The organism is Streptomyces sp. UH6, from assembly GCF_013421635.1.
In the GTDB taxonomy this organism is placed as follows: domain Bacteria; phylum Actinomycetota; class Actinomycetes; order Streptomycetales; family Streptomycetaceae; genus Streptomyces; species Streptomyces abyssomicinicus.
Genome location: NZ_JACADT010000142.1, coordinates 1 through 8,881, shown reverse-complemented (window position 1 = coordinate 8,881; position 8,881 = coordinate 1). Strand labels below are relative to the sequence as shown.

The following is an 8,881-nucleotide window of genomic DNA, read 5'->3' as shown; positions in this document are numbered from 1 at the left end:
CCCGGGTGACGCACCAGAGCGGGGCTTGGGCATCGACCTCGCCCAGCGCCTGGAGCAGCGTGAGGTCGCCCGCGAGGCCGGCCGGGACGTCCGGATGCGCGGCGTGGGCTCCGTCGGCCAGTGCCAGCAGGGACAGGACGCCCGTCAGGCGCCAGTCGCCGGCCAGCAGCGCGGCGAGCCTGCCGCGGTCGGGGGCCTCGGCGGATACGGTGATCCTGGCGACCTCGGCGCCGTGCCGGGCGAGTCCGGCGGCGACGGTCTCGACCACCAGCCGGTCGTCGTCGGCGAGGCGGTCGGGGACGACGAGCAGCCATCGCCCCGTCAGGGTGGTGTCCAGGGAGGGGTCGGGGGCGGGCTTCCAGGTGACGCGGTAGTGCCAGGCCTCCGCGGCCGAACGCTCGGAGCGGCGGCGGCGCCAGGACGCGAGCACCGGAAGGACCGCGGCCAGGGAGGCCTCGGTGGCCTCGTCCACCGCGCCGAGCGCTTCCCCGAGCGCCTCCAGGTCCTGCCGTTCCACCGCTTCCCAGAAGCGGGCGTCCTCGGGGTCGAGGACCTCCGCCAGTTCGGCGGCGGGGGACTCCGGCCAGTAGCGCTGCCGTTGGAAGGCGTAGGTGGGGAGGTCGGTGCGGCGGGCGCCGGTGCCGGCGAAGACGGTGTCCCAGTCGACGGTGACGCCGTGGCAGTGCGCCTCGGCGAGGGAGGTGAGGAAGCGGTCGAGGCCGCCTTCGTCACGGCGCAGGGTGCCCAGGACGGCGGCGTTCTCGACCGTGCCCTGGAGGCCCAGGGCGAGGACCGGGTGCGGGCTGACCTCGATGAAGACGGTGTGCCCGTCGGCGAGGGCGGCGCGGGTGGCGTTCTCGAACTCGACGGTGTTGCGGAGGTTGTCGTACCAGTAGCCGCCGTCCATCGCCGTCTCGGTGGCGTCCAGGAGACGACCGGTCAGCGAGGAGTAGAGCGGGATGCTGCCCTGCTGCGGCGTGATGCCGTCCAGTAGGCGGGCGAGTTCGTCACGGATCGCTTCGACGTGCGCGGAGTGGGACGCGTAGTCCACGTCGACCCTGCGGGCCCGGATGTCGTTGCCCTGGCAGTGGGCGAGGAACTCGTCCAGGGCGTCGACCTCGCCCGACACCACGGTCGAGGAGGGGCCGTTGACGGCGGCGACGGATATCCGGCCGTCCCACGCGGTGATCGTCTCACGGACGGTGTCCGCCGCCTGGGCCACGGACACCATGCCACCGAGACCCGCCAGTGCGGTGATCGCCCGCGAGCGGAGAGCCACGACCTTGGCGGCGTCCTCCAGCGACAGGATCCCCGCCACCGCGGCGGCGGCGATCTCGCCCTGCGAGTGACCGATCACCGCGGCCGGCTGGACGCCGTAGGAACGCCAGAGTTCGGCCAGCGACACCATGACGGCCCACAGCACCGGCTGGACCACGTCCACCCGCTCCAGGCCCTCGCCGCTGCGGACCACGTCGAGCAGGGACCAGTCGGTGTGCGGGGCGAGCGCGGCCGCGCACTCCGCCATCCGCGCCGCGAACACCGGCGAGGACTCGAGCAACTCGACCGCCATGCCGATCCACTGCGCCCCCTGACCCGGGAACACGAAGACCGGACGGTCCCCCTCCGACGCCGTGCCGCGCACCGCGCCGGGGGTCGGGCGGCCCTCGGCCAGCGCGGCGAGCGCCGCCTCGAGGTCGTCCCTGTCGGCCGCCACCACGGCCGCACGGTGTTCGAAGTGGGAGCGGGTCAGCGCCAGCGAGTGGCCGATGTCCGCGACCGACGCGTCGGGGTTCTCCCGGACGTGGGCCAGCAGCCGCTCCGCCTGGGCGCGCACCGCGGCCTCGGTCTTGCCCGACAGCACCCACGGCACCGCACCCGCCGGGGCGGAGACCGCCTCCGGCTCGGCGGACTGCTCCCCGGCGGGCGCCTCCTCCAGGATCACGTGCGCGTTCGTCCCGCTGACGCCGAACGAGGAGACGCCCGCCCGGCGCGGCCCGTCGGCCTCCCAGGGCCGGTTCTCGGTCAGCAGGGAGACCCGGCCGACGCTCCAGTCGACGTGCGTGGAGGGCTCGTCGATGTGGAGGCTTCGGGGCAGCACGCGGTGACGCAGCGCCATGACGGCCTTGATGATGCCCGCGACGCCCGCCGCGGCCTGGGTGTGGCCGATGTTGGACTTGATCGAGCCCAGCCACAGCGGCCGTTCCTCGGATCGGTCCTGGCCGTAGGTGGCCAGCAGGGCCTGCGCCTCGATCGGGTCGCCCAGCGTGGTGCCGGTGCCGTGTCCCTCCACGAGGTCGACGTCTCCGGTCGAGAGCCCGGCGTTGTCGAGGGCCTTGAGGATGACGCGGCGCTGGGAGGGGCCGTTGGGGGCGGTGAGCCCGTTGCTGGTGCCGTCCTGGTTGACCGCGGAGCCGCGCACCACCGCGAGCACCTGGTGGCCGTTGCGCCGGGCGTCCGACAGCCGCTCCAGCAGCAGCATGCCCACGCCCTCGGAGAACCCGGTGCCGTCGGCGGCCTCGGCGAACGCCTTGCAGCGGCCGTTGCCGGCGAGACCGCCCTGCCGGCTGAAGTCGATGAACATGCCGGGGGTGGCCATCAGGGTGACGCCGCCGGCGAGGGCCATCGTGGACTCGCCGGAGCGCAGGGACTGCACGGCGAGGTGCAGCGCGACCAGCGAGGACGAGCAGGCCGTGTCGACCGTGACGGCCGGGCCCTCCAGCCCCAGGGTGTAGGAGACGCGCCCGGACACCACGGCGGCGGCGCTGCCGGTGCCGAGGTAGCCCTCCAGGCCGGACTGGTTGCCGACCAGCAGCAGCGGGTAGTCCTGGCCGTTCGTGCCGGCGAAGACTCCCACGTGGCTGCCCCGCACGGCCTCGGGGTCGATGCCCGCGTGTTCGAAGGCCTCCCAGGAGGTCTCCAGCAGCAGGCGCTGCTGCGGGTCCATGGCGAGCGCCTCACGCGGCGAGATCCCGAAGAACGCCGGGTCGAACTCCGCGACGCCGTCGAGGAATCCGCCGTCGGCGACGTACGAGGTGCCCGCCTGGCCGGAACCGGTGTCGTCGATGATCGATCCCAGGTCCCAGCCCCGGTCGGTGGGGAAGGGCGTCATGGCGTCGGTGCCGTCGTGCACCATCCGCCACAGGGCGGCGGGGCTGCGTACGCCGCCGGGGAACCGGCAGCTCATGCCGACGACCGCGATCGGCTCCGTGTTGCGGGCCTCCATCTCTCGCAGCCGCTCGTGGGCCGCGTCGAGATCGGTGCTGACGCGCTTGAGGAAATAGCGGAGCTTCTCTTCGTTCGCCACCCTGACGTCCTTTCCTTGACGTGTCGTCGCCGCGCGGGGCAGCGGGTTACGAGATGCCGAACTTCTCGCCGAGCAGCTGGAACATCTCGTCGTCGGAGGCGGAGTCGATCTCCGCCGCCGAGGCCGGCGCGTCGCCATGGGATTCCTGCCAGGCGGCGACCATTGCCTTCATCCGCAGCAGGACTCGCGTCCGGCCGACGTCGTCGGCGGCGACGGACGCCATCGCGGTCTCGATCCGGTCGAGCTCCTCGAGGGCGGCCGTCGCGACGGCCTCACCGTCCTGGAGTAGCCGGTCGCGCATGAACGCGGCCAGAGTCTTGGAAGTGGGGTAGTCGAACGCGGTCGTGACCGGCAGTTTCAGGCCGGTGCGGGAGGAGAGGCGGTTGCGCAGCTCGACGGCGGTGACGGAGTCGAAGCCCATCTCCCGGAACGCCTTGCGGACCGGTACGGCCTCGTTCCCGGAGAAGCCGAGGACCGCGGAGACGCACTCGCGGATCAGCTCCACGAGGACGTTCTCCTGCTCCTGCTCGGTCAGGCCGGCCAGGCGCTGGACCAGCTCGGACGGCTCGTCGCCGCCGCCGGACTCGGCCATGGCGCGGGCGACCGCCTTGACCTCGGGGATGTCCTCGAGCAGCGGGCTGGACCTGATCGCGGTGAAGGCGGTGTAGAAACGCTCCCAGTCGATGTCGGCGATGAGCAGACTCGTCTCGTCCTGCTCCAGTGCCTGCTGGAGTGCCCCGGTGGCGAGTTCGGGCTTCATCTCCCGCAGGCCGTGGCGGCTGAGGGTGTCGCCGAAGTCGCCCTCGGCCATGCCGCCGCCCGCCCAGGCGCCCCAGGCGACGGAGGTGGCGGGCAGGCCGCGGCTCCTGCGGTGCACGGCGAGGGCGTCCAGGACGGCGTTGCCCGGGGCGTAGTTGCCCTGGCCGGGGGTGCCGACGGTGCCGCCGAAGGACGAGAAGAGCACGAACGCCTTGAGACCGAAGCCGGCGGTCAGCTCGTGCAGGTTGAACGCGGCCCGCGCCTTGGCGTGCAGGGCCCGGTCGATCTGCTCGAGGTCCAGCGAGTCGATGACGCTGTCGTCGAGCACGGCGGCGGTGTGCACCACGGCGCTCAGCGGCCTGTCCTCGGGCACGGAGGCGATGAGGGCGGCGAGCGCGTCACGGTCTCCGGTGTCGCAGGCGGCGACGGTGACCTGGGCTCCGAGTGCGGTGAGTTCGTCGCGCAGCGCGTCGGCGCCGGGTGCGGCGGGGCCGCGGCGGCTGACGAGCAGCAGGTGCTCGGCGCCGTTGCCCGCGAGCCAGCGGGCGACCTGGCCGCCCAGCGCGCCGGTGCCACCGGTGACGAGGACGGTGCCGTTGGTGCGCCAGGAGTTGTCGCCGGACGCGGCCTTCAGGGGCAGGCGGCGCAGGCGCCGTACGAAGGTCCCGGCCGTGCGGACGGCGAGCTGGTCCTCGGGGCCGTTGTCGCCCAGGGCGGCGGCGAGCAGCGCCGAGGTGCGCTCGTCGAGGACGGGCGGCAGGTCGACCAGTCCGCCCCACCGGTCCGGGTGCTCCAGTGCGGCGACGCGGCCCATGCCCCAGACGGCGGCCTGGTACGGCGAGTCGAGCGGGTCGGCGACGTTGACGGAGACGGCTCCACGGGTGGCCGTCCACAGGGGCGCGTGGATCCCCGCCCTGCCCAGGGCCTGGAGCAGGGTGACCGTGGCCGCGTAGCCACGGGGCACCGCGGACGCGTCCGGGTGGAGGACGCCGTCGAGGGCGAGCAGCGACAGGACCCCGGCCGGGGAGGCCAGGGCGTTCCGCATGAGGGCATCGCCGACCTGGGCAGCGAGGGCCTGCGGGTCGGTGGTGTCCGCCTCGGGGACCGCGAGCAGCACGGCCTCGGCGCCGTGCTGCTCGAGCGCGGCGAGGACGGCCGTCGTGTACGGGTCGTCGGCCAGGCTCTCCGCGACGGGCACCAGCCAGGTGCCGGTGAGGCGGGCGGTGGCGGGCCGGGGGTTGGCCCGCCAGGTGACCTCGTACCGCCAGTCGTCGGTGGAGGAGGTCTCCCGCAGCCGCTTCCGCCAGGCGGACAGGTACGGCACGGTGGCGCCCAGGGTCTGGGCGGCCTCCTCGGCGTCGACGCGCAGCAGGTCGGCGACGGCCTGGACGTCGGCGAGCTCGACGGCCTCCCAGAAGGCGGTGTCGGCGGGGTTCGCCTCGACGGCCGCCGGGGCGGGAGGGGCGATCTCGTCCGCGATCCAGTACCGGTTGCCCTGGAAGGCGTAGGTGGGCAGGTCGGTGCGGCGGGCGCCGGTGCCGGCGAAGACGGTGTCCCAGTCGACGGTGACGCCGTGGCAGTGCGCCTCCGCCAGGGAGGTCAGGAAGCGCTCCGGTCCGCCCTCGTCGCGGCGGAGGGTGCCGAGGACGGCGGCGTCGGTGTCGGCGTTCTCGACGGTGCCCTGGAGGCCCAGGCCGAGGACCGGGTGGGGGCTGACCTCGATGAAGACGGTGTGCCCGTCGGCGAGGGCGGCGCGGGTGGCGTCCTCGAACTCGACCGTGTTGCGGAGGTTGTCGTACCAGTAGCCGCCGTCCATCGCCGTCTCGTCACCGTCCAGCAGACGGCCGGTCAGCGAGGAGTAGAGCGGCGTGCCGCCCTGCTGCGGCGTGATGCCGTCCAGCAGGGAGGCCAGCTCCTCCTGGATGGCCTCGACGTGGGCGGAGTGGGAGGCGTAGTCCACGTCCACCTTGCGGGCCCGGACCCCGGCGTCCTCGCACGCGGCGATCAGCTCGTCCAGGGCGTCCACGTCACCCGACACCACGGTCGAGGAGGGACCGTTGACCGCGGCGACGGATATCCGGCCGTCCCACGCGGTGATCGTGTCGCGGACCCAGGAGGCGGGCTGCGCGATCGAGACCATGCCGCCGAGACCGGCCAGCGCCGTGATCGCCCGGGACCGCAGGGCGACGACCTTGGCGGCGTCCTCCAGCGACAGGATCCCCGCCACCGCGGCAGCGGCGATCTCACCCTGCGAGTGACCGATCACGGCCGCGGGCTGCACGCCGTACGAACGCCACAGCTCGGCCAGCGACACCATGACGGCCCACAGGACGGGCTGGACGACGTCCACCCGCTCCAGACCCTCACCGCTACGCACCACATCCAGCAGCGACCAGTCGATGTGCGGAGCCAGCGCGGCCGCGCACTCCGCCATCCGCGCCGCGAACACCGGCGAGGACTCGAGCAGCTCGACCGCCATCCCCACCCACTGCGCCCCCTGACCCGGGAACACGAACACCGGACGGGTCCCCCGGCCCGCCACGCCCGACACCACGGCGGGTACCGGCGTGCCCGTCGCGATCGACGCGAGGGCCGCCTCGAAGTCGTTCCGCCCGGTGGCCACCACCGCCGCACGGTGCTCGAAGCGGGAGCGGGTCAGCGCCAGCGAGTAGCCGATGTCGGCGACCGGTACGCCTGGGTTCTCGCCGAGGTGCGCCAGCAGTCGCTCGGCCTGCGCCTTCAGCGCCTGCTCCGACTTGGCGGACAGCACCCACGGGACCACCGAGGTGGTCGGCGCGGGGGCGTCGTCCTGCTCGGCGGGCTCCTCGGGAGGGGCCTGCTCGACGATGATGTGCGCGTTGGTGCCGCTGACGCCGAAGGAGGAGACGCCCGCCCGGCGCGGCGCGCCGGTCTCCGGCCAGCGGGTGAGCTCGGTCACCAGGCCCAGTTCGCCCGCGCTCCAGTCCACGTGCTCGGAGGGCCGTTCGACGTGCAGGGTGGGAGGCATCGCCCCGTGCTGGAGGGCCATCACCGTCTTGACGAGGCCCGCGGCGCCGGCGGCGGCCTGGGTGTGGCCGATGTTGGACTTCACCGAACCCAGCCAGAGCGGGCGGCCCTCGGGGCGGCTCTTGCCGAACACCGCGTGCAGCGCCTGCGCCTCGATCGGGTCGCCCAGCTTGGTGCCGGTGCCGTGCGCCTCGACCATGTCGATCTGCGCGGTGGACAGGCCCGCGTCCTCGAGGGCGGCGCGGATGACGCGCTGCTGCGACGGACCGTTGGGCGCGGTCAGGCCGTTGGACGCGCCGTCCTGGTTCATCGCCGACCCGCGGATGACGGCCAGCACCCGGCGGCCGGCCTTGCGGGCGTCGGAGAGGCGCTCGACGAGGAACATGCCGACGCCCTCGCCCCAGCCCGTGCCGTCGGCGTCGGCGGAGAACGCCTTGCAGCGGCCGCTGGTGGAGAGGCCCCGCTGGCGGCTGAACTCGGTGAACGCGCCGGCGTTGGCCATGACGGTGACACCGCCCACGATGGCCATGGAGCACTCGTCCTTGCGCAGCGACTGGCAGGCCAGGTGGAGCGCGACCAGGGACGAGGAGCAGGCGGTGTCGACGGTGACCGCCGGGCCGTTGAGGCCGAAGCTGTAGGCGACCCGGCCGGAGGCGACGCTGATGGTGGTGCCGATGCCGAGGTAGAGCTCGGTGCCCTCCGGCGGGTTCTCGATCGAGGCGCCGTAGCCCTGGAAGCTGGTGCCGAGGAAGACGCCCGTCTGGGAGCCGCGCAGCGATGCCATGTCGATGCCGGCCCGCTCGACGACCTCCCAGGCGGTCTCCAGGACGATGCGCTGCTGCGGGTCCATGGCGATGGCCTCGCGCGGCGAGATCCCGAAGAAGTCGGAGTCGAAGCGGGGCACGTCGTACACGAACCCGCCCTCGAGGGAGTACGACTTGTCGGGCTCGTCGTCGTCCTTGAAGAACAGGCCCTCGAAGTCCCACCCGCGGTCCTCGGGGAACGAGGACAGCGCGTCGGTGCCGGAGGACACGATGCGCCACAGGTCCTCGGGGCTGCGCACGTCGCCGGGGAAGCGGCAGCTCATGGCCGTGATGGCGATGGGCTCGTGCGCCTTGGCCTCGGTCTCCTGGAGCTTGTCGCGGGTTTCCTTGAGGTCGGCCGTCACCCGCTTGAGGAAGTAACGAAGCTTCTGTTCGTCGGTCTTCGATGCGTCAGTCATGGTGGAGTCGCTCCTCGAAGCGGATGTGTGCCGTAAAGGTCCGGGAAGGGCGGGCGCGGCCGGTCATGCGATGCCGAACTCACGGCCGAGGAACTCGAAGATCTCGTCGTCGGTGGCCTCGTCGATGTCGGTGTCGTCGGAGTCGGCACCGTCCTTGGCCTGGGGGGTGTCCCACTGGGCGACGAGGCCCTTGAGCCGTTCGGTGATCAGGGAGCGACGGTCGGTGTGGCCGATGCCGGCGAGGACGGCGGCGAGCCGGTCGAGTTCGGCGAGGACCGGCGCTGCCGCGTCCGCGGCGGTGTCGGGGACCACCTCGCCCCGCAGGTGGGCGGCGAGCTCCACGGGAGTCGGGTAGTCGAAGACGAGCGTGGCGGGCAGCCGGAGCCCGGTCACGCCGTTCAGCCGGTTGCGCAGGTCGATCGCGATCAGGGAGTCGAAGCCGAGCTTCTTGAACGCGTCGTGCGGGTCGATGGCGTCGGGTGTGGCGTGGCCGAGGACGGCGGCGGCGTGGGTGCGCACCAGGTCGAGAACGACGTTGTCGCGCTCCTCCTCGGACAGGCCGGCCAGGCGCTGGGCGAGCGGGACGGCGG

Annotated in this window: 2 protein-coding genes and 1 pseudogene; all 3 read right to left on the bottom strand. The window is 73.2% G+C overall.

What is annotated here, in order from left to right; translation table 11 throughout:
• Positions 1-3,304, bottom strand: a 3,304-nt coding sequence (locus HW445_RS10515; RefSeq protein WP_308798814.1) for an acyltransferase domain-containing protein, incomplete at its 3' end; no start/stop codon positions are given.
• A gap of 46 nt (positions 3,305-3,350) precedes the next feature.
• Positions 3,351-8,273, bottom strand: a pseudogene (locus HW445_RS10510) (type I polyketide synthase); the annotation flags it as partial.
• Positions 8,274-8,354: 81 nt separating this feature from the next.
• On the bottom strand, positions 8,355-8,881 hold a 527-nt coding region (locus tag HW445_RS10505), incomplete at its 5' end, for an acyl carrier protein (protein WP_180220759.1).